Annotated in this window: 20 protein-coding genes; 3 read left to right on the forward strand and 17 right to left on the reverse strand. The window is 68.2% G+C overall.

Annotated elements, in window-relative coordinates; translation table 11 throughout:
• Positions 1 to 32 precede the first annotated feature (32 nt).
• Together NN2_RS30555 and NN2_RS30560 are read right to left on the reverse strand one after the other, a co-directional pair.
• Positions 33 to 467 carry a protease inhibitor I42 family protein gene (locus tag NN2_RS30555; RefSeq protein WP_156511515.1) on the reverse strand — a complete coding sequence of 145 codons (435 nt, stop codon included), beginning with the start codon at positions 465 to 467 and terminating at the stop codon, positions 33 to 35.
• A gap of 47 nt (positions 468 to 514) precedes the next feature.
• Positions 515 to 1,321 (reverse strand): SAM-dependent methyltransferase, encoded by an 807-nt coding sequence (locus tag NN2_RS30560; protein ID WP_063018166.1) that lies wholly within the window; start codon positions 1,319 to 1,321, stop codon positions 515 to 517.
• A gap of 116 nt (positions 1,322 to 1,437) precedes the next feature.
• Here NN2_RS30560 and NN2_RS30565 point away from each other — a divergent pair, with 116 nt between their 5' ends.
• Positions 1,438 to 3,606 (forward strand): putative bifunctional diguanylate cyclase/phosphodiesterase, encoded by a 2,169-nt coding sequence (locus NN2_RS30565; protein ID WP_063018168.1) that lies wholly within the window; start codon positions 1,438 to 1,440, stop codon positions 3,604 to 3,606.
• A gap of 69 nt (positions 3,607 to 3,675) precedes the next feature.
• Here the strand turns inward: NN2_RS30565 and NN2_RS30570 are convergent, their stop codons facing one another.
• Complete coding sequence (locus NN2_RS30570) at positions 3,676 to 5,289, reverse strand: MFS transporter (protein WP_063018170.1); 1,614 nt, start codon at positions 5,287 to 5,289, stop codon at positions 3,676 to 3,678.
• 334 nt (positions 5,290 to 5,623) lie between these two features.
• The gene (locus tag NN2_RS30575) at positions 5,624 to 5,959 is read right to left on the reverse strand and encodes a MerR family transcriptional regulator (protein ID WP_063018199.1); all 336 of its coding nucleotides are present in this window, start codon (positions 5,957 to 5,959) and stop codon (positions 5,624 to 5,626) included.
• A gap of 62 nt (positions 5,960 to 6,021) precedes the next feature.
• On the opposite strand from NN2_RS30575, the gene NN2_RS30580 reads away from it, so the two are divergent.
• Positions 6,022 to 7,185 carry an MFS transporter gene (locus tag NN2_RS30580; protein WP_063018172.1) on the forward strand — a complete coding sequence of 388 codons (1,164 nt, stop codon included), beginning with the start codon at positions 6,022 to 6,024 and terminating at the stop codon, positions 7,183 to 7,185.
• Here NN2_RS30580 and NN2_RS30585 read toward each other — a convergent pair.
• The 13 genes from NN2_RS30585 to steA form a co-directional block, all read right to left on the reverse strand.
• Entirely contained in the window at positions 7,172 to 7,690 is a 519-nt protein-coding gene (locus NN2_RS30585; RefSeq protein WP_063018174.1) for a DoxX family protein, read from the reverse strand. The two genes, NN2_RS30580 and NN2_RS30585, sit on opposite strands and share 14 nt — an antisense overlap.
• Positions 7,691 to 7,908: 218 nt before the next feature.
• Entirely contained in the window at positions 7,909 to 8,970 is a 1,062-nt protein-coding gene (locus tag NN2_RS30590; protein WP_063018176.1) for an alpha/beta hydrolase, read from the reverse strand.
• Positions 8,971 to 10,019: 1,049 nt separating this feature from the next.
• Positions 10,020 to 11,462, reverse strand: a complete 1,443-nt coding sequence (gene der, locus NN2_RS30595; protein WP_063018178.1) for a ribosome biogenesis GTPase Der — start codon at positions 11,460 to 11,462, stop codon at positions 10,020 to 10,022.
• A complete protein-coding gene (cmk, locus tag NN2_RS30600; protein WP_063018201.1) occupies positions 11,459 to 12,127 on the reverse strand; it encodes a (d)CMP kinase in 669 nt (222 codons plus the stop codon). Before cmk ends, der begins: the two co-directional genes overlap by 4 nt.
• 101 nt (positions 12,128 to 12,228) lie before the next feature.
• Positions 12,229 to 13,038, reverse strand: coding sequence for a pseudouridine synthase (locus tag NN2_RS39140; RefSeq protein WP_308248289.1), 810 nt, complete (start codon positions 13,036 to 13,038; stop codon positions 12,229 to 12,231).
• Positions 13,039 to 13,712: 674 nt separating this feature from the next.
• On the reverse strand, positions 13,713 to 14,384 hold the full coding sequence (gene scpB, locus NN2_RS30610) for an SMC-Scp complex subunit ScpB (protein WP_063018180.1): 672 nt from the start codon (positions 14,382 to 14,384) through the stop codon (positions 13,713 to 13,715).
• 332 nt (positions 14,385 to 14,716) lie between these two features.
• Complete coding sequence (locus tag NN2_RS30620; RefSeq protein ID WP_051756303.1) at positions 14,717 to 15,589, reverse strand: segregation and condensation protein A; 873 nt, start codon at positions 15,587 to 15,589, stop codon at positions 14,717 to 14,719.
• Positions 15,586 to 16,557: a ParA family protein gene (locus NN2_RS30625; RefSeq protein WP_082857394.1), complete on the reverse strand. Its 972-nt coding sequence runs from the start codon at positions 16,555 to 16,557 to the stop codon at positions 15,586 to 15,588. The genes NN2_RS30620 and NN2_RS30625 overlap by 4 nt, the downstream gene beginning before the upstream one ends.
• A gap of 300 nt (positions 16,558 to 16,857) precedes the next feature.
• Positions 16,858 to 17,847, reverse strand: a complete 990-nt coding sequence (gene xerD, locus NN2_RS30630) for a site-specific tyrosine recombinase XerD (protein WP_063018184.1) — start codon at positions 17,845 to 17,847, stop codon at positions 16,858 to 16,860.
• A gap of 109 nt (positions 17,848 to 17,956) precedes the next feature.
• Positions 17,957 to 18,601 (reverse strand): NUDIX domain-containing protein, encoded by a 645-nt coding sequence (locus NN2_RS30635; protein ID WP_063018186.1) that lies wholly within the window; start codon positions 18,599 to 18,601, stop codon positions 17,957 to 17,959.
• Positions 18,598 to 20,334 carry a CTP synthase gene (gene pyrG / locus NN2_RS30640; protein WP_030515927.1) on the reverse strand — a complete coding sequence of 579 codons (1,737 nt, stop codon included), beginning with the start codon at positions 20,332 to 20,334 and terminating at the stop codon, positions 18,598 to 18,600. Before pyrG ends, NN2_RS30635 begins: the two co-directional genes overlap by 4 nt.
• Positions 20,335 to 20,531: 197 nt before the next feature.
• Positions 20,532 to 21,446: a copper transporter gene (locus NN2_RS30645; RefSeq protein WP_342749146.1), complete on the reverse strand. Its 915-nt coding sequence runs from the start codon at positions 21,444 to 21,446 to the stop codon at positions 20,532 to 20,534.
• Between the two features lie 17 nt (positions 21,447 to 21,463).
• Positions 21,464 to 22,678, reverse strand: coding sequence for a putative cytokinetic ring protein SteA (gene steA / locus NN2_RS30650; RefSeq protein WP_036524839.1), 1,215 nt, complete (start codon positions 22,676 to 22,678; stop codon positions 21,464 to 21,466).
• Between the two features lie 172 nt (positions 22,679 to 22,850).
• Here steA and NN2_RS30655 point away from each other — a divergent pair, with 172 nt between their 5' ends.
• On the forward strand, positions 22,851 to 23,273 hold the full coding sequence (locus NN2_RS30655; RefSeq protein WP_030518953.1) for an SRPBCC family protein: 423 nt from the start codon (positions 22,851 to 22,853) through the stop codon (positions 23,271 to 23,273).
• The last annotated feature ends 8 nt before the right edge of the window (positions 23,274 to 23,281 follow it).

Here is a 23,281-nt window from a genome sequence, read left to right on the forward strand (position 1 = left end):
TCCGGTGACGGGCCGTTTCGATATCGAAAGTACTACCGCACGGTGACGGTCATCGAGAACCGCTGGCCCGGGTTGGCCTGATCCCACGGCCGCACCGACACCAGGCTCAGGCGGGTGCTGCCGGCGCGGGCGGCGGTGAAGGTCCACACACTGGTACCGGGCGCACCCGGCATCGAGCTGCCCGGCCGGAACACCGGGTCACCCTCCTGAGCGAGCACCCCGCGGTCGACTTCGCCGATCTGCCAGACGTATCCGGTCGTCGGGTTGTCGGGCAGGGCCACCGCCAGTTCCTGTCCGACGTCGAGGGTCGTGGTTCCGCCGTCGCCGTCGGTACCGACGATGATCGGCTCCGATACCGCCTGCACGGCACCGGACACAGCGGGAATCGGGTCGGCCCCGGCAACCGCATTCGCCCCACCGGCCGTCAGCGCCAGACCGAACACAACCATCAGCAAAGGTGTACGCACCGCATTCCTTCCATATTCAAACGGGCGTCCACACCCTACAGTCGCGCTCAGTTCAGCAACGCCAAACCGCCATAGGCACCGGAGAATTCGGGATGCTCCCCCACGTCCGCCGGATTGTCGGGCCGCCACAGCGGCAGATGCACCAGTCCGGGTTCCAGCAGCGGCCAGTCGTGGAAGAATCCCGCGATATGGTCCTTGTCGCGCAGCACGATTTCGGTCGAGGTTCGTCCCGAGAGCTTCTGCGCCTCCAGCACTTCGACCGGCTGCCCGTCGGCGGTGGCGTGGGTGATCGCGAGATAGCTGCCCGGGGCGACGGCTTGCTGCAGCCGTGCCACACATCCGGCCGGATCTGCCTCGTCCGGGACGAAATGCAGGACGCCCAACAGCAATACGGCGATCGGCCGGTCGAAGTCCAGCACCTCCCGCACCAGCGGATCGTTCAGGATCGTGTCCGGCTCGGCGACATCGGCCTGCACGACCGTCGCATGCGGGTTGCCGTCCAGGATCGCCCGGCTGTGCGCCACCGCCACCGGGTCGATATCGACGTAGACGACACGGGCCTGCGGATTGCGCGCCTGCGCCACCTCGTGCACATTGCCGACGGTCGGAATGCCCGAGCCCAGATCCAGGAATTGCGTGATACCCGCGTCGACCAGATGACGCACGCAGCGGCGCAACAGATCTCGGTTGGCGCGCATGGTTTCGGCGACATTCGGGGTGAACGATTCGATCTGGCGGGCCAGTGTGCGATCGATCTCGAAATTGTGCATCCCGCCGACGAAATAGTCGTACACCCGCGATGCGCTGGGCCGATCCAGGTCGATACCTTCCGGCGCCCAACTAGGTCTGGTCATCGCAACCTCTCTGGAATCCAACCCCGCCGGAAGGCGAAGCCACGCAATCGTATTCGACAGGTGTGCGAAACTCCCGCGGTTCACACGAAGTCCACGCCCCGGCTACCATCATCGACATGGCGTGGGATGGGTCCGAACACGACGGTCCGCACGCCGACCTGGCGCACCGGTGGGCAGCGGCGCTCGGCGGCGGGGTCCGCGATCACGTCGTACCCATGAGCGTTTCCGAGGCCCGCCAGTTGCTGGTCACCCTCGCCCGGGGGTTGATCGACGCCGCCGACTCCGGCGGTACCGCGCGGGTCGCCGAACTGGGCGGCGATCTGGCCCGCGCTCATTTCGTCGGCGACGAGGTCCTCGGCCGCACCATGACGGTGCTGGCCACCTACTTCGCCGAACTCGACATCGCCTCCGGCCGGGCCGCGGAATTGATCGGCGCCTTCGCCGGCGGTTACGTGCGCGCCTTCCGGGCCTGGCTGCTCAGCGAACAGGAAAGTGTGCGCACCGCCGATATCGCGGCGCGCAGTGTGGTGGAGGAACAGTTGCGCGCCAGTGAGGCCCGATTGCGGGCCGTGTTCTCCCAGGCCGGGATCGGCACGGGTCTGTCGGATATGACCGGCCGGATCATCGAGGTCAACAACGCGTTCGCCGCCATGCTCGGCTACGAACCGGAACAGATGTACGAACTCGAGGTCACCGACCTCACCCATCCCGACGATCCGCCGGGCATGTGGGAGCTGTACGCGGGCGTGCTGCGCGGGGACCACGATCACGCGCAGATGGAGAAGGCGTATCGCCATCGCGACGGGCACACCGTGTGGACCAATATCAACGTATCGCTGATCCGTGACGACCACGGCCGGCCGCAGTACACGCTGGTGCTGGTCGAAGATATCTCCGAACAGCGCGAGTTGCGCGAGCGCCTGAGCTACCGGGCCCATCACGATCCGCTCACCGGCCTGGCCAACCGGTCCCGGTTCTTCGACGCGCTCACCGAGGCCTTCGCCGATCCGGACGCGCGAGTCGGCCTGTGCTACGTCGACCTCGACCATTTCAAGGCCGTCAACGACACCTTCGGCCACTCCATCGGCGACGAACTGCTCACCCGCGCGGCGGCGCGGCTGTGCGCGTGCGCGGTCGGGGAGAACAATCTCGTGGCCCGGATGGGCGGCGACGAATTCGTCATTCTGGTGCCCCGCACCCGCCGCAGGCGCGAACTGATCGATCTGGCCCGCACGGTGCTCGACGCGTTCACCGTGCCGTTCGACATCGACGGGCACCGGCTGCGGATCGGGGTGAGTATCGGCGTCATCTCCGAACAGGCCGCCGAAACCACCACGGAAGAACTCCTGCAGGCAGCCGATTCCACCATGTACTGGGCCAAGACCGACGGCCGCGGCCGCTACGCGGTCTTCGACCCCAGCCGGCGCCGCCGCGAGCACACCCGCGCCGAACTACTCGCCGATCTTCCGGGCGCGCTGGCCCGCGGCGAATTCTTCCTCGACTACCAGCCGATCGTGGATCTCGGCGACCACCGGCCGGTCGCGGTGGAGGCCCTGGTGCGCTGGCACCACCCGCAGCTGGGAATTCTGAGTCCGGCCCGGTTCATCGACCTGGCCGAGGGCGGCGGCCACATCATCGCGCTCGGCACGGTGGTGCTGGAGCAGGCGTGCCGGGAAGGCCGGCGCTGGTGCGACCGCTTCGGCGACAAGGCGCCGGTGGTGAGTGTGAACGTCTCGGCGGAGGAGGTCGCCGATCCGGCCTGGCTCGAACGGGTGCAGAAGATTGTCGCCGACACCGGAATCCCGCCGGACCGGCTGCAATTGGAGCTCACCGAACGCACCTTCATGCACGCCATCGGCCGGCCGCTGCAGGCGCTGCACACCCTCGCCGAATCCGGAATCCGCATCGCCATCGACGATTTCGGCACCGGGTATTCCAATCTGGCCTATCTGGGCCAGCTTCCGCTGCACGTGGTGAAATTGGCGGGGCCGTTCATCCATCGCATCCGCAATGCCGGCACGGTCGGCCGCAGCGATCTGCTGATCCTGGAGACGATCATCGATCTCAGCCACGATCTGGGCCTGAGCGTGACCGCGGAATGTGTGGAGACCCGGCATCAGGCCGACCGGCTGCTCGGACTGCAGTGCGATACCGCCCAGGGCTGGTACTTCCACCACCCGGTGCATGCCGACGTGATCGCGGATCTGCTCGAACGCGAACTCGAGGCCCCGGGGTCGCCGCCGCTCGAGCTGCCCGGCACGCCGCCGAAACCGCACGGCCTCTGACTGTTCCACGCACGCGGGCGGTGCGGTGGCCCGCATCGGCCACCGCACCGCCCGCGTGGTGTCCCGGAATCAGAACGCCGTACCACCGGTGGCCGCGCTGCGGCCGTGCTTCATGAACACCACACCGACGAGCGCGACAGCGGCGGCCACGGCCACGAAGTAGAAGCCGAGCTCATATCCGCGGTCGGCGAACAACAGCGGAATATCCTTGGTGGCCACATGCTTTCCCGCCACCGAGATATCGGCGCGCACCGGATTGGCGTTGAGGAACGCGGTCGCCACCGCGATGCCGATCGCGGCGCCCATCGACTGCATCACCCCGAGCATGCCCGCGCTGATGCCCTGCTGTTCGGCCGGGACGCCCTCCACGATGAGGTTCGGCGTCGAGGCGTAGTACAGACCGAAGGCGAGGCCGTACACGGCGCTGATCAGGGCGATCACACTCCAGCCGTGGTCGAGCACCGCATAGGCCAGCCCGCTGAGCACCATCACCACCAGCGCCGACATCAGCGGCAGCCGCGCACCGGAGCGGCGGATCCAGAACCCGGCGACCAGTCCGGCGATCATGCCGAGCACCGCCTGCGCCAAGGCCACGTGCACCGCGAATCCGAGCAGCGTCAGATTGTCGCCGTAGGTGTAGCCCGGATTCAGGCTCACCTGCACGGCCTGCGCCGGCAGCATCTGCCCGGTCTGGGCGTGGATCTCGGCGAGCGTGCCCTGCACGACACCGGCGGTGACATCCGCGGCGGGCGGCGACTGGGTCATGTACCCCACCGCGTAGCCCTGGTATCCGATCGTGAACGACGCCAGCAGCGAGACGAACAACACCACGCTCACTCGCGGGTGGAACAGCAGCTTCATATCCATGATCGGTTGCCGCACACGCATTTCCACGATCGGGAAGGCGGCGAGCAGCACGAGTCCGACGACCAGCCAGGCGAGAGTCGACGGCTTCGCCCAGCCCCAATCCTGCCCCTTGTCGAGGTAGATCAGCGTCAGCACCGCACCCGTGGCCAGCAGCACCGCGCCGATCACATCCAGTCGCTGCGGCGTGCGCAGCCGCGACTCCGGCACGATCAGTGCGACCAGCGGCAGCATGATCAGGGTGAAGACGAACAGGAACCAGAAGATCGCCCGCCAGCTGTGGTGGTCGACGATGTAGCCGCCGATCAGCGGTCCGGCCACGGCCGAAACACCCAGGCCGGTGGAGGCCACACCCAGCCCGATCGGCACGTACTTGCGGGGCATGAGGTCGCGGATCAGGCCGTAGGAGATCACCGCGGTCGCGATCGCGGTGGCCTGCAGACCTCGCCCGACCAGGAAGATCATCCAGTTGCTGGTGATCGCGCACAGCGCGCAGCCGATCAGAAACAGCACCCCGCAGAGCAGGAACATCCGCTTCTTGCCCCAGATATCGCTCATCTTGCCGATCAGCGGCGAGGCCGCGGCGCCGATGACGCCGAAGATGATGATCGCCCAGTTGATATTCGCGCCCTGGTCGGGAAAGGTCGGCGCGATCTGGCGCAATGCCGCCGACACCATGACGAATTGCATCGGGGCGACCTCGGTGAACAGCACAATCACCGCGAGCACGGTGAAAATGCGCAGTTTGGACGCGCCGTCGAGGCGGCCGGTGGTATCGACCGGCTCCGACGGTGTCGTCGCTTCGAGGGAGGTGGACATATGCCCTCCGGAGTGACAGGTGAACAAGATGGCGTGAACCGTGTCACATTCCAGGTGGTCCGAATATCACCGAACCCGCTCAGTGGGACCGAACTCGCGCATCTCCATGTCGCGCGACACCGCGACAGGGCACAATGCTCTGATGCTCGATGTGTACTACGGCTTGTTCCTTCTCCTGGTCGAGGGAGAGCGGCTGAGCCAGATCTTCGGAGTTTCGCTCGTCTCCGGAAATCCCTGAGTCCGAGAGCGATTCACTCCCCTCCGGCCGACCTGGCCGACTCACCAAATAGCCGGTAGCCAGCCTAAACAACACGGAGTGGGCGATCGAGGTGCGCTAGGTGGTCGCGAGCAGATCGTCCAGCAACGATCGGGTGTGGACGAGTCGGTCGATATCACCGGTGATGCGGCGACGCTCCACTTCCAGTCGTTCGCGGCAGCCGTCCAACAGCAGGGAATCACCCGACAGGCAGGACAGGATCTCACCGATGAGGTCCATATGCAGCCCGGCCGCGAGCAGGGTGCGGATATGCGCCACCGTGCGGACGTCGGAGTCGCCGAAGACGCGATATCCGGCGGCGGTTCGCTCCGGCTTCAGCACACCTCGTTCCTCGTAGTACCGCAGTGCGCGCACACTCACCCCGGTTCGCTCGGCCAACTCTCCGATCTTCACCTGGCGCTCCGTTCGCTGTTCGGGCTTGACTCTCACGTGGACGTGAGAGTTTAGCTCCCAGCATGCTCCGACTCCTCATCCTCATATTCTGCGTATTCAGCGTCACCACCGGCGAATTCGTCGTCGCCGGAATCCTGCCCGAGGTCGCCGGCGACCTCGGGGTCAGCGTCGGCGCCGCCGGTCTGCTGGTCACCGCGTACGCCGTCGGCATGATCATCGGCGGGCCGCTGCTCACCGCCGTGACGGCCGGACTCGATCGGAAACGCCTGATGGTGGCCCTGCTGGCCGTCGCCGGCGTCGGCAATGCCGTCTCCGCCCTCGCGCCCGACTTCCGGCTGCTGTTGGCGGCCCGGTTGCTCACCGCACTGGTGACCTCGACGTTCTTCGCCCAGGCCGTCGTGATCGCGGTACGGTCCGCGGCCCCGGAGCGGGCCGGAACCATGGTGGCCCGCTTGGCATTCGGCATGAACCTGGCGATGATCCTCGGAGCTCCGATCGGCACCCGGATCGGCAGTCAGTGGGGTTGGCGGGCGACCTTCGCCACGATCGCGGTCGCCTGCCTGATCGGCCTCGTCTCGGTCGCCCGGGCGTTCCCCTCCGCGGCCGGCGCGCAGCGGACCTCGGCCGTCGCGGAGTTGCGGGTCCTGCGGCGGGGGCCGGTGCTGGTGGCGCTGGCGATCACCGCGGTCGGCAACGTCGGCGCGCTGATGGTGTTCAGCTACCTCGCCCCGCTGCTCACGAACCTGGGTGGGCATCCCGCCGGCCGCCTGCCACTACTGCTGCTCGCCTACGGCGTCGGCGCGACGATCGGCAATCTCGTCGGCGGCACGCTCTACGACCGCAACCCACGGTTCGCTCAACCCGCGCTGCTCGGGCTGCTGGCCGCGACCTTCGTGGGCGCGTGGTTCGTCGCGACCGTCACCGCGCTCACCGTGGTCGCGGTCGTCGCGATCGGTCTGCTCGGCTTCGCCGTCACCCCCGGAATGCAGGCGCGCGTGATGACAACCGCCGCCGCGGCACCCACCCTGGCGATCGCCGTCAACGCCTCCGGCTACCAACTCGCCGCGGCCGCCGCGGGACTCGTCGGCGGACTGATCGCCGACTCGCCCGCAGGCCCCCGCCCCCTCTATCTCGTCGCCGCCGGCCTCACCGTCTGCGGCTTGCTCATGACCGCCACGACCACTCGTGCGTCCCAGCCCGAGGACGTCGCCGTCATGGTGGATTGACCCGCCCACCGGCAGACACGCGCCCCGCCGGTGACGGACCGGCGGGCCGTGCGATCAGCGCATCCAGCGACCAGCGGCCGGGCCCCACCCACAGCAGGAAGATCAATCCGAGCAGCATCGCGAAATCGGTGCGCGCGTCGTGAGCCATTCCCCAGAAACCCTGCACTCCACCGAATCCGCCCGGGCGCAGCTCACGCACTTTGGTCAGCGCGATCGCCAGCACGATGTCGATGAGCAGCGGCACCGCGGCCAGTCGGGTCAGCAGACCGAGCACGACCAAGGCGCCGCACACGATCTCGACGACGCCGTCGAGGTCGGCGAAGAACGTCGGCGCCGGTATCCCGATCTTGTCGAATCGACCCGGTCCCAGCGCGTGCGGGTAGACGAACTTCTGAATCCCCTCACTGAGGAACACCAGTCCCACCGCCAACCGGATACAGATCACCGCCGGCGGGCCCTCGGGGCCCAGTATCTTCGACCACGACCACTGCTGCGCTTCCGCCATGAGACTTCGCCTCCCGACATCGCTACCTGGTTCCGCATCCGACCCTACGGCGAGCGCACCGCCGCGGACTGCGGATACGGTTCTGCCACCGCGCGCGATTCCGGGAGGTCTCGCCGACGAAGACGACCCGGCGGCGTGCCTTGTGAGCGACACGCCGCCGGGTGGCGGTCCGCGGACCGCCGACGATCCGCACAGCGGAAAGCGTCGGCGAATCCGTATCAGCCGATGTTGGCCGACAAGTCCGGAGCCATCCGATACACCTCGTCACGCCAGTTGTTCCAGGCGTGGATGCCCGCGGCCGGGAAGTCGTAGGCGATGTTCTGGGCGCCCAGTGACGCCATCCGCACCTGGAATGCGCGGGTGTTCACCAGTGCGAGGGCCTCGAGTCCCATGCCGTTGACGGTGCCCATATTCGGTCCGTCGGTGGCGGTGGGGATGCCGCTGCCGGCCGAGATCCACAGCCGCGTGTTGTTCTGAATCAACCTGGGTGCGAACACGAACGGGTCCATCCGCAGCCACTGCGGGCCCCACGGCGGAGCCATCGCATCGACGTTGTAACCGCCGGCATCGAGCATCGCGACGCGGATCGCCTCGCGCATACCCGGCGCCGAGATGTTGAGGTAACCGGAGAACGAGCCGGCGAAGCTGAACTGATCGGGATGGTAGGCGGCCAGGGTCAGCGCGGCGCTACCGCCCATCGACAGGCCGAAGACGCCGTTGCGGTCGGCCCGGAATCCCAGGCGGTCGCGCAGCGCGCCGCGCAGGTTCTGCGTCAGAAAGGTCTCCCACTTGTAGGTGTAGGACTTACCCGGCCCGGCCGAAAACGCCTGCAGCGCACCGGATCCCGAGGTCGAACCGGACGAGGAGCCGGAGCCCGGCGCGACGCCGAGGAAGCTCGACGGGGCGTTCCAGTCCGCGTAGAAGCTGGACTGTCCGCCGACCGGCATCACCACGTTGATATTCCACGAGGTCAGCAGGTGCGCGATATCGGTTTCGATCTCCCAGCCGTTGAGATCCTCGCGGGCGCGCATGCCGTCGAGGGCGTAGACGACGCGGTCGGTGTTGCCGTCGGCGGCGCGGAAGACGCGCGATTTGATCGGCCCCATACTCGAGTCGACCCAGAAGTCGAAACCGGCGGGGTCGAAGGCGGCCGCGGCCCGCGGGAGCTGACCCGACACCGCCGCGGTCAGCGGTACGAACAGCGCCAGGGCCAAGGCGAGCAGGGTCCGCCCGAGCGTCGTACCGGAGCGCCCGGATCTCTGCCGACGCAATCTTCGCATGTGTAAACAGCACCTTTCGTGATCGAACGCCGAGGCCCCACCCCCGCCGGGCCGCGACGGTGCCCAGTGCCGCCACCCCGACCCCCGGCCTCGCCGGGGTCCGCCGCACTGCGCGTGTCACGCCCGTATCGACCACCCATTCGGCGCCGTTACTGAAATGTGATGTTTATTTCCGACCGACCGGTCTCGCATAACAGACATACCGAGCGGTCATGCGGCGAAGGCGTCCGGCGTCGGCCCACCGACGCCCGCGGCGAACTCCCGACAAACCGTCGGCCACCCGGTGCATCCGGCCCTCGTTGCACGTGCAAGCCGCGCAGTGGCCGCCACCGGCCCCGGCTCGGCCGCCGAAACAGAGGCTCCGACCAGCGACAGATCCGCATCGAACGGTCGGCGCCTACGACGAGCGCCGCCGCGGGCGATGCGGGTGCACGGAGATCCGACCGCTCGCACGGCATCGAATTCTCGGCCGCCCATGCACCCGCATCGCCCGCGGCTCCGCACGCGTTCGGGCGCAGCCATTCGCCGGCAGGCCGCCCCGGTCGCTGATTGTGAAATTCTCAGCGACCGGAACGAACCACGATCTCCCGCGGCCTACTTGTCCGGGAACCCGGCGGAGAATCCGGCGGCGATGAGGGCGGCGGCGATGACCGACAGTACGGCGATGCTCCACATGGCAAACCTCTTCGATTGTGGGCCAAGCGGATTCACCGTAGCGTGATGTGGTTCACACCGCGACCGAAACGGCGTAATCGGCAGCGTCCGACTCGCCCACAACGAGTCCGACCCGCCCACAACGCAATTCCCCCGCACCTTGCGGGCGGCCGCGATGCCACAGGCCGGCTCGGTCGATGCCTTTTCGTGAAAAGTCGGCGTTGCTGCGACGAAGTCGGGTCTGCCCGGGACATGCCGCACAAACATGTTTCAATGCGCATATGTCCGTGACGCAATGAAGATTGCCCACAGACACCTTTGGCAGAACTCCCCAAGGCCGGAAGCCGGCGGGATGTCCGGTGCGGACGAAACATCCGCCCGCACCGGCACTTCCACTACTTCTTCGAGCGATCCCGCTTCTCGCGCACCCGCACCGAGATGCGCACCGGGGAACCGTCGAAACCGAATTCCTCGCGCAGGCGGCGCTCCAGGAAACGGCGGTAGCCCGCCTCCAGGAATGCGGTGGTGAACAGCACGAACGTCGGCGGCCGGGTGGTCGCCTGGGTCGCGAACAGCACGCGCGGCAATCGCCCGCCCCGCATCGGCGGCGGCGTCGCCGCGATGACCTCCTTGAGCCAGGTGTTGAGCCGGCCCGTGGGGATCCGCTGATCCCAGGATTCGAGTGCGGTTTCCATTGCCGGAACGAGCTTTTGGACCGCGCGGCCGGTGTGCGCGGAGATGTTCACCCGCTGCGCCCACGGCACCCGCACCAGCTCGCGCTCCACCTCACGCTCGAGCTGGTAGCGGCGATCCTCGTCGACCAGATCCCACTTGTTGAACGCGAGCACGAGGGCGCGGCCGGCATCGGCGACCATGCCGATCACACGCAGATCCTGTTCGGTGATCGGTTCGGAGGCGTCGATCAGCATGATCGCGACCTCGGCGGCCTCGATGGCGGCCTTGGTGCGCAACGAGGCGTAGAACTCGGTTCCGTCGGCCGTGCCGACCTTGCGGCGCAGGCCCGCGGTATCGACGAAACGCCATGTCTTGCCGCCCAATTCGACCAGCGAGTCGACCGGGTCGACCGTCGTTCCGGCCACATCGTGCACCACGGAACGTTCGTCACCGGACAGCTTGTTCAGCAGACTGGACTTGCCGACATTCGGCTTACCGACCAGGGCCACTCGTCGCGGGCCCCCTCCCCCGGAACCCTCGCGCGGAGTTTCCGGCAGCACCGCGAGCACATCGTCGAGCAGGTCGCCGGTACCGCGACCGTGCGCCGCCGACACCATCCGCGGCTCTCCCAGCCCGAGCGACCACAGCACGGCCGCATCGGCTTCGGCCTTCTCGCCGTCGACCTTGTTCGCGACCAGGATCACCGGAGTCTTGGAGCGCCGCAACGCCCTCACCGCCGCCTCGTCGGTCGCGGTCGCACCCACGGTGGCGTCCACGACCAGCAGGATCGCATCGGCGGTCTGCATCGCCAGTTCGGCCTGTCGGGCCACCGCCTGCTGCAGACCCTTCGCGTCGGGTTCCCAGCCGCCGGTGTCCTGCACCAGGAAGCGGCGCCCCGCCCAGCTCGCCTCGTACGACACCCGATCGCGGGTGACGCCCGGAATGTCCTCGACGACCGCCTCGCGGCGGCCCAGGATCCGGTTCACCAGCGTCGATTTGCCGACGTTCGGGCGGCCGACGACGGCCACGGTGGGCATCGGCACATGCTCGTGCGCGTCCGCATCGCCCTCGAAATCGGCGATCTCCCAATCGGTTTCGTCGGTCCAGATGCCGTCGCCGGCGAGAGTGTCGGAATTCGAACTCGGTGTCACACTCGGGCTCATCTGCGCTCTCCCACCGTAATCTGCTGCGCCACAACCCGGTACAGCTCGTCGATGACCTGGTCCATGCTCAGCTCGCTGGTGTCGACCTGCACCGCGTCCGCGGCCGGGCGCAGCGGCGATACCGCGCGGGTGGAATCCAGATTGTCGCGGCGCTGCACATCGGCGAGCACCGCGTCGTAATCGTCGCCGCGACCTTCGGCGATGTTCTGCTGATTGCGCCGCGCCGCGCGGGCCTGCGCCGACGCGGTCAGATAGATCTTGGCGTCGGCATCGGGCAGCACGACCGTGCCGATATCGCGGCCTTCGACCACGATCCGCCCGGCCGCGGCCGCGATCTCACGCTGCAAGGCGACGAGTTGGGTCCGTACCTCGGCGACCGCCGAGACGGCGGAGACCGCCTTGGTCACCGCGTCGCCGCGAATTTCGGCCGAGACGTCCTCGCCGTCGAGTTCGATCAGCTCGTGGCCGGGATCGGTGCCGATGGTCAGCGGCAGATCCTTGACCGCGGCCGCGATCTCGGCGGGATCGGTCAGCTCGACACCGCTGCGCAGCACCCGCAGTGTCGCGACGCGATACATCGCGCCGGTGTCGAGATAGCGGGCGCCGAGCCGCGCCGCGAGACGGCGCGACACACTCGACTTGCCGGTGCCCGACGGGCCGTCCATGGCGACGACGAGTTCCGCGCCAGGGATGCCGTCGTCGCCGATGCCGGATTCCACCACGTCACGGCCTCCTCGGATCCGATCGTCCAGCATGTCCACACCACTCACAACTCCACCGCCTCGTACAACTTCCCGATTTCGTCGCGGCCCAGCACTCGCAGGGTGCCCGACCGTTGATCGCCCAGCGCGACCGGCCCGATATGCGTGCGAACCAGCGCGATCACCGGGTACCCGACCTCGGCCAGCAACCGCCGCACGATGTGCTTGCGGCCCTCGTGCAGGATCACACGGACCAGTGATTTGCCCTCGGCGACCTCGAGCACCTGGAATTTGTCGACCTTCGCCGGGCCGTCCTCGAGTTCGACGCCGTCACGCAACTGCTTACCGACGCCGCGCTGCATTTCACCCTGCACCGTCGCGAGATAGGTCTTCGACACCTGGAACGACGGATGCATCAGCCGATGCGCGAGATCGCCGTCGTTGGTGAGCAGCAGCAGGCCCTCGGTATCGGCGTCGAGGCGGCCGACGTGGAACAGCCGCTGACCGGCCATCACCCGCTCGGCGACGATATCGCCGACGCAGGGGCGGCCCAGTTCGTCCGACATCGTCGACTGGAAACCCTTGGGCTTGTTCAGCGCCAGGTAGACCTGTTCGTCGCGAACCACGACGCGAACGCCGTCTACCCGCACCACGGCCGTATCGGGATCGATGCGCAGGCCCTGTTCGCGCACCACCGCGCCGTCGACCTCGACGCGGCCCTGTTCGATGAGCTCTTCGGCCGCGCGGCGCGAGGCCACGCCGGCCTTGGCGAGCACCTTCTGCAGGCGTTCGCCCTCACCCCACGGCAACTTCTTGGGACCGGATTGCTCGGCCTCGACATGCTGGTGGCGGGCGGGTTTGGCGAAACTCAGCACGGTCGGCGGAGTCTTGCGCTTCTTCGGCTTCGGGGCGGCCGCGCGAGGGCGACCGGCGGCAGTGCCGCGATCCCGCGAGCCGGCGGGTGAATCGCCGCGCGAGGGGCGGGCATCGCCACGGCCGTATCGCGAGTCACCGCGCGCGTCCCCGGCCGCCTGGCCGCGAGCGAACCGGTCGCCCCGGCTGTAGCCACCCTCGGACCGCGAACCCCGTCCGGCGCTGTCTCCGCGGCCGTAGCTCTCGCCGCCACGGTTGTAACGGTCGTCTCCGCGGCCGGACCGGTCACCACCGCGCCCGAAGCGGTCGTCCCCACGGCCGGACCTCTCCCCGCCGCGGCCGTAACGATCGTCTCCGCGGACGTAGCGGTCGTCTCCGCGGCCGGACCGGTCACCACCGCGGCCGTAGCTCTCGCCCCCGCGGCCGTAACGGTCGTCCTCGCGGCCGGGTCGCGACCCACGTGTGTCGCCGCGGCCGTAACTGTCGTCCCGGCGCCCGTAGCGGTCGCCCCGTCTGTCATCGCTGCGGTCGGCGCGTCCGGCCGCCCCTCGTGCCGCGCGTCCGCCGCCACGAGGCGGGTCGCTGTGTCTTTTCCTACGGTCCGGTGTGCCATCTCGGCGAGCGGGTGTATTCACGTGGTCCTCTGATCAGTCGACAGGATCCGCTGCGGATCCGGTCAATCCTCGGTGCCGAGATCGATATCCGATTCGGCGGGTTTCTTCAGCTTGGTGTACCGGGGGTCGGTCTCCAGGCTCTCGTTGATCTCATCGATCAGGTCGACGCCCGGTAGCAGGGGCGCCAGCGACGGAAGTTCCGCCAGCGACGCGAGCCCGATCCGTTCCAGGAACAGTTCGGTGGTGACGTAGAGGGTGCCGTTGGTATCGACGTCGGCGCCCGCCTCGGCGATCAGTCCCCGCGCCACCAGGGTGCGGATCACGCCGTCGACGTTCACCCCGCGCACGGCACTCACTCGTGCTCGCGTAACCGGTTGACGATAGGCGATAACCGCCAAGGTTTCCAAAGCGGCCCTGGTGAGCTTGGACCGCGCCCCGTCCAACAGCATACGTTCGACGTAGGGCGCGTACTCGGTCCGGGTGTACAGACGCCACCCGTCGCCCACGTAGCGCAGATCGATTCCACTGCCCCGCGCGGTCCACTCCGCCGACATCTCGCGCAACACCCGCTCGATCCGGGCGGGCGCGTCGTCGACCGCCGCCGCGAGCAGTTCCACCGACGCCGGCGCATCCACCACCAGCAGCATCGCCTCGAGCGCCGACCGCAACTCCTGGTCGTCGAGCGGACGGGCAACCTCCTCCTCGTCCGCGTCGTTCTCCGCCCCGGGCCGCATCTGGCGGGGATGCTCGGCATCACCGCTCGGCCCACTCCCTACGGCCTCCGCAACGCCGGACGCGCCAACGATGGTTCGCGGAACACCCGACTCGGTACCAGCATCGTGCGCAGCGTCGACACCAGCGGGCGCGACCTCGTCAGCGGCGGTCCGAGCGGCATCGTCCGCGGCAGGCGCGACCGCCGCATCATCACCACGCCCCGACGAATCGGCCGAGGAGGGCACGACCTCGGAACGGCCGGTCTGTCCGATCGCGGCATCGCCCGCCGGGGCGACGGCGGCCGCTTCGGCTCGGGCATCCGCGTGATCCATGGACTGCTCACCGTGCGACGTCATCCGTAATCCTCATCGATTGTCACGGGCTCGGCGGGCGCGCCCTCGGCGTCGTCGCCGATCCAGCGCACCGCCAGCGGGCCGAGCGGGTCGGGTTGGTCGAATTCGATCGTCTTGCCCCGGTAGAGCTCGAGCAGCGCGAGAAAGCGCGCGACGATCTGGATCGGCATCTCGCAATCGGCGCACAGCTCGTGGAAGGTCGACCACTCTCCCACCCCGCGCTTCTTCAGCATCTCCAAGACCAGCGCGGCCTGTTCGGCGACGGAGATGGCATGGGCGTGCAGGTGGTCCAGCCCGACCGTCGGCCGCGGCCGGGGGCGGAACGCCGCCGCGGCGATATCGGCGAAACCCGCCGCGTCGACGCCGAGGCTCACCTCCGGCAGCAGGTCCAGGAAGCGTTCCTCGAGCGACACCGCCCGCGGATACCGGCGCAATGCGGCGGCCTCGAGCTCACCGAGCAGTTCGGCGACCTGTTTGAACGCCCGATACTGCAGCAGCCGCGCGAACAGCAGATCGCGCGCCTCGAGCAGTTCCAGGTCGTCGGCATCGGTAACCTCACCGGACGGCAGCAGCCGGGCGGCCTTGAGGTCGAGCAGGGTCGCGGCGACCACCAGGAATTCGGTGGTCTGATCGAGAATCCGATCCGCCCGCAGCGTCGGATCGCGTTCCAGGCTCGCGGTGAGCTCTTTGGTGTAGGCGATGAACTCGTCGGTGACCTTGTGCAGCGCCACCTCGGTCACATCGAGCCGCCGCTGGCTGATCAGCTGCAACAACAGGTCGAACGGCCCCTGAAAATTGCTCAGCCGCAGGTGGAACCCGTCGGGCTTGTTTTCCGGTACGACCTCGGCAGCCGGTGGTCCGGCCTCGCTCACCGGCCCGACCGGTGGATGACTTCCCGTGCCATAGCCCGATACGCTTCCGCGCCACCGGATTTCGGCGCCCAGGTGGTGATCGGCTCACCGGCGACACTGGCGTCGGGGAAACGGACGGTCCGGTTGATCACGGTGTCGTACACCAGATCACCGAACACCTCCACCACCCGGGCCATCACCTGCCGGGAGTGCAGCAATCGCGCATCGAACATAGTCACCACGATGCCCGACAGTGCCAGCCGCGGGTTGAGCCGGTCCCGCACCTTCTCCACTGTGTCGGTGAGCAGCGCCAGCCCGCGCAGGGAGAAGTATTCGCATTCCATCGGGATGATCACGCCGTCGGCGCAGGCCAGCGCGTTGACGGTGAGCAGACCCAGCGACGGCTGGCAGTCGATGAGGATGTAGTCGTAGCGGTCGCGCAGCGGTGCCAGCGCGCGGCCGAGGGTCTGTTCCCGGCCGACCTCGTTGACCAGCTGGATTTCCGCCGCCGAGAGGTCGATATTGCTCGGCAGCAGATCCATCCCGTCGACCTTGGTGTTGAGCAGCACGTCGTCGACGCTCGCCCGGCCGCCGACGAGCAGATTGTGCACGGTCAGGTCCAGGTCGTGGTGGGCCACGCCCAGTCCCGCCGACAGTGCTCCCTGCGGGTCGAGGTCGACCAGCAACACCCGGCGGCCGTATTCGGCGAGCGCGGCACCGAGGTTGATGGTGGAGGTGGTCTTGCCGACGCCGCCCTTCTGATTGCACATGGCGACGATCAGGGCGTCACCGTTGCGCGACGACGGGGGTGGTTCGGGAATGTCGCGCAGCGGGCGTCCGGTCGGGCCGAGTTCGGTACCGTCCGCCACGATGTCGTTCGCCTCCCAGAGTCTGCGGGCCGCCTGTTCGATTCGGAGGCCGGTTCGGATATTCGAAAGCGGTTCTGCCGCAGCGTTGTTCGGCGGCTCGGCCGGGCCGGCTGTCGTCATGTCCGCTGCTCCTTCAGTTTTCCTGCTCGTTGCCCCGCCGCGCGCTGCGGAACAGCGGGCGATCGCTACACCGGACGCCGATGTACCGGACCACCGCAATAGACGCTACCGCCTCCGAGCGCAAGACCCCCGATCGGACACGCTTGGGGAACGCCCCCGATCGTTGCGCACTTGTGTCATTACCCGTGCCACAACACCGTGTCCTCACGGCACCAACTCCGCATTCTGTCGCCTCGAGGGGGTGTTGGGAAACCCTTTGCGGCAATCCGCACCCGATATCGGGTTGCCGCCGCCGGCGCGTTACCGCGCCCGCGGATGCGCGGTGGCCCACACCTCGTGCAGTGTATTGACCGTGACCAGGGTGTAGATCTGCGTGGTCGTCACCGACGCGTGCCCCAGCAACTCCTGCACGACACGCACGTCGGCGCCCCCGTCGAGCAGGTGGGTGGCGAACGAGTGCCGCAGCGTGTGCGGCGACACCGCGGCGCCGATCCCGGCCCGATCGGCCGCGTCCTGCAGCACCTGCCAGGCGCTCTGGCGCGAGAGCCGGCCGCCGCGAGCATTGAGGAACAGGGCGGGGGTGCCCTTGCCGCGGGCGCCGAGCGCGGGCCGGCCCCGAACCAGATAGGCGTCGATTGCCGCCAGCGCCGGCCGCCCGATCGGCACCATGCGCTGTTTACCGCCCTTACCGTGCAGGACGACCGAGCGCCCGGCGGTGTCGATATCGTCGACGTCGAGTCCGACGACCTCCGAGATCCGGGCGCCGGTGGAGTACAGCAGTTCCAGCATGGCCCGATCCCGCAGTCCGCGCGGCCCGCCCCCGGAACCGGCGTCGTCTCCCCCGCCCGCGGCCTCGAGCAGCCGGGAAATATCTTCGTAGGGAAGCGCTTTCGGCAGTCGCCGCGCCGGAGTCGGCGGCTTCACACCGTGCGCGACATCCCCGGTGGTCAGTCCCTCGGCCGCCGCGAACCGGTGCAGGCCGCGCACCGCCACCAGTGCGCGGGCGGCCGAACTGGCGGCCAGCGCCGGATAGCCCTCGCCACCCGCCCGCAGCGAGACGACGAAATCGGCGATCTGGTTCTCGGTCACCCGGTCCAGATCACCGATATCGCGCTGTTTCAGAAACTCCTGATATCGCTGCAGATCACGCCGGTAGGCGCTGAGCGTATTTCTCGCCGCGCCGCGCTCGACCGTCAGATGGTCGAGATAGGCCTGGATCTGCCGCTCCACCACGCGTTCACCCGACCGGTAGCGGCACAACGACCGCCGGGGCGGCGGGAACAGCGACATTCACGGTGTCATCATGACAGCCGGCGGCGACATTCGTTCGCACGAAACACAGTTCGCACGTGCCCGAGGAGTACGGCCGGGTGAGGTGAGGCACCCGGCCGGTTGTCCATCAGGCCCGTGCGTGTTCGGCGGCCTTCCGATCGAGCAGCTGCGTCGGCATACCCGGCCACGGCGCGTCGGCGGGCCGCAGCGTCGTGCCGTTCGCCCGCGCGACCGACGCGGCCAGCACACCGGCCACCGCGGTCGCGTTCTCGATCCGGCCCGACAGCGCGGCGGTCACCGCGTCCTGCAGCGACATCCGCACGATCGACAGATCGGCTTCCTCGTGCTCGGGGTCCGGCCGATCGGTGTCCGACAACCCGGTCGCGAGATAGATGCGCAGTGCCTCGTCGGTGAACCCCGGCGACAGCACCACATCCACCAGCGTGGACCACTCCCGCGCCGCCAGACCGGTCTCCTCGGCGAGTTCGCGTTGCGCGGCCGCCAGCGGATCCTCACCGGCCTGATCGAGCAGGCCGGCCGGCAACTCCAGCAACCGCCGCCCGATCGGATGCCGATACTGGTTGATCAGCACCACCGAGCCGTCGTGGTCGAGGGCGACGATCGCGACCGCGCCGTGATGCTCGACCACCTCGCGTTCGGCGATCCGCCCGCCGGGCATCTCGACCTGATCCCGCCGCAGCGCGACGATCGCGCCCGAATACACGGTCTCGGTGCCGACGACGCGGAAGTTGTGGTTACCGGGTTCGCTCACTGCGCGACTCGCTCGGCCTCATCGGCCTCCTCGCCGTAGATCTCCACCGGAAGCCGTTCGGCGCCTTTGTATTTCAACGCCGCGTCGACCAGTCCGGCGAACAGCGGATGCGGCCGGGTCGGCCGGCTCTTGAGCTCCGGATGCGCCTGGGTCGCGACGAAGTACGGATGTACGTTCGCCGGCAGCTCCACGAACTCGACCAGATGCCCGTCCGGCGAGGTACCGGAGAATCGCAGACCGCTCTGGGCGATCTTGTCGCGATAGGCGTTGTTGACCTCGTAGCGGTGCCGATGCCGCTCCGACACCTCGGTGGTGCCGTAGGCCTGCGCCACGACCGAGCCCTTCTCCAGCACGGCCGGATAGGCGCCCAATCGCATGGTGCCGCCGAGGTCGGCCTCACCGGCGACCGCCTGGGCCTGGTCGGCCATCGTGGAGATCACCGGATGCGTTGTCTCCGGCTCGAATTCGGCGGAGTTGGCGTCCTCGAGTCCCACCGAACGGGCGGCCTCGATCACCACGCACTGCAGTCCCAGGCACAGGCCCAGCAGCGGAATCGAGCGGGTGCGCGCGAACCGGATCGCGCCGACCTTGCCCTCGATGCCGCGAATGCCGAAGCCGCCGGGGATCAGCACCGCGTCGACATCGCCGAGGTGATGCTGCGCGCCCTCCGGAGTCTCGCATTCGTCGGACTGCACCCAGCGGATGTTCACCTTGGCCTTGGCCGCAAAACCACCGGCCCGCAGTGCCTCGGTCACCGAGAGATACGCGTCCGGCAGGTCGACGTATTTACCGACCAGCGCGACGGTCACCTCTTCGCGCGGGTTGTGCACCCGGTCCAGCAGATCGCCCCAGACGGTCCAGTCGACATCGCGGAACGGCAGGCCGAGCTTGCGCACCACGTAGGCGTCGAGGCCCTCGCGGTGCAGCACCTTCGGGATGTCGTAGATCGACGGCGCGTCGGGCGTGGAGATGCAGGCGTCGACATCGACGTCGCACATCAGCGCGATCTTGTTCTTCAGCCCCTGCGGCACCTCGCGGTCGCAGCGCAGGATCAGCGCGTCGGGCTGGATACCGATGTTGCGCAGCGCCGCGACGGAGTGCTGCGTGGGTTTGGTCTTCAGCTCGCCGGAGGGCGCCAGATACGGCACCAGCGTCACGTGCAGGAAGAAGCAGTTGTCCCGGCCCACCTCGTGCCGGATCTGGCGCGCGGCCTCGAGGAACGGCTGGGATTCGATATCGCCGACGGTGCCGCCGATTTCGGTGATCACCACGTCCGGGGTCTGGCCCTGCAGATCCGGACCGCTCATCGCGAGGATCCGGTTCTTGATCTCGTCGGTGATGTGCGGGATGACCTGCACGGTGTCGCCGAGGTACTCGCCGCGCCGCTCCTTGGCGATCACGGTGGAGTAGACCTGCCCGGTGGTGACGTTCGCATAGCCCGACAGATCACGGTCGAGGAAGCGCTCGTAGTGGCCGACGTCGAGGTCGGTTTCGGCGCCGTCCTCGGTCACGAACACCTCGCCGTGCTGGAAGGGATTCATGGTGCCGGGGTCGACATTCAGATACGGGTCCAGCTTCTGCATGGTGACCCGCAATCCGCGGGCGGTCAGCAGCTGGCCGAGGCTGGAGGCGGTCAGTCCCTTGCCGAGGGAGGAGGCGACACCGCCACTCACGAAGATGTGTTTGGTGGCCGTCTGATGGGGGGAACGCGCCGGAATCCGCGATTGACTCACGGAACTCCACGCTAACACGAAAAACGGTTGCGAAACGAATGCCACGCGGGGAATGTCGGACGTCGTCCTGCCAGTTTGTCACTTGCGTCTCATTCAGCGCAGCAACCCCATGACGCGGCGCCCAGGACGCACCGGTCGCCCGGCACTCGCTCCGACGTGACGGATCATCCGATCGCGGTCGACAGCGGCGGCCGCGCTCAGCCGGGAGAAGCGGTCACCGACAGCGAGGTCGCCTCCGGCCCGGTGCCGTAGTGACCGGTTTTGCCGCCCAGTTGCTCGGCGAGGCCGAGAGCCGTTGTAACCCGGCCCGTTTCGCGGTCCACGTTGTCGACCGTGGACACCGTCGCGTCGAGGCGGTTCTCGCGGCGCACCTCGGCGATCGGCCCCGATCCGTCCGAGGAACCGGCCCGCCCCGCCAGCACCAGCCCCGCCCCGCGTCCGCGCAGCGCCCCGGCGAAATGCGCCGTGATCGATCCCTGGCCGTTGTGGTCGGCCCGCGCGCCGGACCCGGTCACCACCACGGCCAACTGGGCCGGCGCGAAGTCACCGGCGGCGAGGAAGCCGCCGTTGCGCAGGGTGTCGACGATCAGCCCGCGTTCCTGCGCGGTGGCACGGTCGGCGCCGTCGGCGGGGTCGGTGAGAAACGCCAGGCCGAGGAGATCACCGGCGAGGCTGCCCTGATCCACCGCCTCGGTCTGCAACTGAGCGCCGGCGGGAATCATATTCGTGACCGCGGTCCGCAGGCGGTCGCCCTGCGACGCGTCGACGAAGGCGTCGGTGAGCGCGACCCGCCCGGTGACCTTCGCCCCGGCAGTGGTCAGGGCTGCCGTCACCGCGTCGACATCGCCGCCGTCGGCATCGGGGGTGGTGAATACGAGCACCGTGTGATCGGCGAGGGTTCCGTTCAGGATGCGGCCCGCCGACCGGGCGATGAAGTCGTCGGCCGCACCGACCTGCCGCTCGAGTTGCCCGTTGGCCGCCGCGAGCGCGTCGTTGCGCTGAGCCAGATCGTCACCGCCACCCGGACCACCCTGGCGGACGACGGCGCCGAGCGCCGCACCCACCGCCAATGCCAGAAAGATCGCGGCCAGGGAAACGACGAGCCGACGCATGGAACCCACTGCTTTCTCTACCCCCGACGGTCCGATAGTCGATGGAGCCAGTCCTGCGACTGCCGCCACGCCGAATCCAGCCAATCGAGCACATCGCTGCCCAGATGCGAGGACACGAGCAGTCCGACGATCAGCGCGATCAGCGCGGCCAGCACCACCAGTGCGGTCGCCCAGCCGGAGTTGCCCTGCCGATACAGGGTGGCGACGGCCTTGGCGTCCATCAGTTTCGGTCCCGCCTTGAGCCGGGTCAGGAACATCGCCGGAGCCGATTCGCGGCGGCTGCGATCGAAGAAGTCGTCGAGCGAGGCCGGCGCCCCGCAGGTGATGATCAGCGCGGCCCCGTGATGGTCGGCCAGCAGCAGCGCCAGATCCGCCGCCGATCCCGAGGACGGGAAGGTGGTGGCGCCGATACCCAGGTCCTGAATTCGCTCCAGCCCCTTGGCGTGCCCGTCGGTATCGGCCGGAAGTATCAGCTCGGCACCGCATTTCAGCGAGCTCGCGGTGATTTCCTCCGGGTCGCCGACGATCAGATCGGGACGATATCCGGCCTTGGTCAGGATGTCGGCGCCGCGCCCGACACCGACCAGAATCGGCGCGTACTCCTTGACGAACGGCTTGATCGCCTTGAGGTCGTCACGACTGTCCACGCCGTCGGCCACCACCACGACATGGCGGCCGCGCATCGACAGATCCAGGGCCGGAACCCCGAGACCGTCGATCAGCATCGCGCTTTCGGTCCGGATGTATTCGGTCGTGTTGCCGGCGAAGGCTTCCAGATGGTCGGCCAGCCCGTTGCGCGCCGCGATCATCCGCTCGGCGATGACCTGATCGGTGAGCTCGATGGCCTCGACCAGAACCTCCGGTTCCTTCTTGGTCAACTTGTCGGCATACACCACGCCGGCATCGATGCGGACCTTGCTGCCGTCCTTGATCTTGCCGAACACGTCGGCGGAGACAGCATCCAGCAACACGATCCCGTTGGCGGCCAGCACTTCCGGGCCGAGGTTCGGATAGCGGCCCGAAATCGAGGGCGAGGCATTGATCACCGCCGCCACGCCCGCCTGGACGAGCCGGTCAGCGGTGAGGCGATCGATGTCCATCTCGTCGAGGACCACCACATCGCCCGCCCCGACCCGCTTGAGCAGACGCCGGGTATTGCGGTCCACCCGGGCCATCCCGGTGACGCCGGGAAGCGTTTCGGTGTTGCGCGACAACAGCGCCAGCATCTTCATGGCATCCGATAATGGACGCCGACTCTCAACCTGTGGTGGAGGCGCGCCGACGTCCTATCACATCCCCTGGCATGAGGCCAGCAAACGCACGCCTCCACGACGTCGACTGGCGTGCCGGGTGGTACCGCTGGTACCGATATGCTTCGGCTCACTGCATCCGAAGGAGAACGCCATGGCCAGTACCACCGTCGACACGGTCATTCCCGCACCGCGCGACGTCGTCTACAAGCTGTTCGCCGAGCGCGACAGTCTCAACGGCTATCTGCCCGTGCGCATTACGCTGCGTCAGCCCGGCGCTCCCGAGGCCTCCGGCGTCGGTGCACGCTACCTGGTGGGCGTGGGCGGCATCGGTGTGACCGAGGAGACCACCGAACTGGTTCCCGGTGAGCGCATGGAATACCGGATCATCGCCGGTGCGCCGGTGAAGCGGCACGTCGGCACCATCACCTTCGCCGACGCCCCGGGCGGCACCCTGGTGTCGTACCGGATGGAATCCGAGCCCAAGCTGCCGGTGCCGGACAAGGCGACGGAACTGTTTCTGCGCGGCCTGATCTCGCCGTTCCTCAAGGCCGCCAAGAAGGCCGTCGCCAAGTAGACGCTTCG

Source organism: Nocardia nova NBRC 15556 (genome assembly GCF_001613005.1).
GTDB classification, from domain to species: Bacteria; Actinomycetota; Actinomycetes; order Mycobacteriales; family Mycobacteriaceae; genus Nocardia; species Nocardia nova.